Source organism: Roseateles sp. P5_B10, from assembly GCF_056400485.1.
On record NZ_JBFULE010001181.1, the window covers coordinates 1 to 1211 of the forward strand.

The 1211-nt window shown below is 67.8% G+C and carries 2 protein-coding genes; one reads left to right on the top strand and one right to left on the bottom strand.

Going from position 1 to position 1211, the window contains the following annotated elements:
- The coding region (locus AC1DU6_RS31910) for an NADP-dependent oxidoreductase (protein WP_477862211.1) at positions 1 to 970 on the top strand (970 nt) is incomplete at its 5' end.
- On the opposite strand, the gene AC1DU6_RS31915 is transcribed toward AC1DU6_RS31910, so the two are convergent.
- A partial coding sequence (locus tag AC1DU6_RS31915) for a DUF3500 domain-containing protein (RefSeq protein WP_477862213.1) occupies positions 957 to 1211 on the bottom strand: 255 nt, incomplete at its 5' end. The two genes, AC1DU6_RS31910 and AC1DU6_RS31915, sit on opposite strands and share 14 nt — an antisense overlap.

Below are 1211 nucleotides of genomic sequence, written 5' to 3' on the forward strand. Positions count from 1 at the left end.
GAACCGCACATTGCGGTCGGCAGAGGTGCCGGCTCCGACGCTGCGCGATGACGAGGTGCTGGTCCAGGTCCACGCCGCCGGCGTGAACCTGCTGGACGCCAAGATCAGGAGCGGCGAGTTCAAGCTCATCCTGCCCTACCGCCTGCCCCTGGTGCTGGGCCATGACGTGGCCGGCGTCGTCACCGAAGTCGGGCCGCGCGTGCAAGGTTTCAAGCCGGGCGACGAGGTCTATGCGCGGCCCGATGACTTCCGCATCGGCAGCTTCGCCGAATACGTGGCCGTCAAGGAGGCGTCCCTGGCGCTCAAGCCCAAGGCGCTCAGCATGGAAGAGGCCGCGTCGCTGCCGCTGGTGGGCCTGACCGCCTGGCAGGCCCTCATCGAGAGGGCCAAGCTGAAGAAGGGGCAGAAAGTCTTCATCCAGGCCGGCTCCGGTGGCGTCGGCAGCTTCGCCATCCAGCTGGCCAAGCATGTGGGGGCCACCGTCGCCACCACGACCAGCAGCGCCAACATCAAGCTCGTGAAGCGCCTGGGCGCCGATGTCGTCATCGACTACCGCAACGATGACTTCGAGCGCGTGCTGCAGGACTACGACGTCGTGCTGCACAGCCAGGACACCGCGGCATTGCACAAGTCCCTGCGCGTACTCAAACCCGGCGGCACCCTCATCTCGATCTCCGGCCCGCCCGATCCTGCCTTCGCAAAGGGCCTGGGCGCGCCCTGGTTCGTGCGCCTCGTCGTGCGCCTGTTGAGCGCCGGCGTCAGGCGGGCGGCAGCGCGCCTGGGCTTGAACTACTCGTTCCTCTTCATGCGGGCCAGCGGGCAACAGCTGCGCGAGATCACTCGCCTGGTCGACGCCGGCGCGATACGCCCGGTCGTGGACCGCGTCTTTGCGTTCGAATCGACGAACGACGCGCTGGCCTATGTCGAGACAGGCCGGGCCAAGGGCAAGGTGGTGGTCAAGGTGAAGTAGACGACCGGTGGCGATGTGCACTGCCCTCGGCCTTGCGGTAGTGCTCGCCCAGCACGTCGCGGCCGAAGTCGCCGTCGAAGTCGCGCCACACCGAATGGATGTGGTTGCCACCCGAGTTGTCGAACTCGATGAGGAAGCTGGCGCCCTGGATGCGGAAGTAAAACGGCTGGCCGGCCTGCGTTGATCCGGCCCAGCCCATGCGGATGCCGTCGAGCGGCGCGGCGCGCACGCGGCCCAGGCG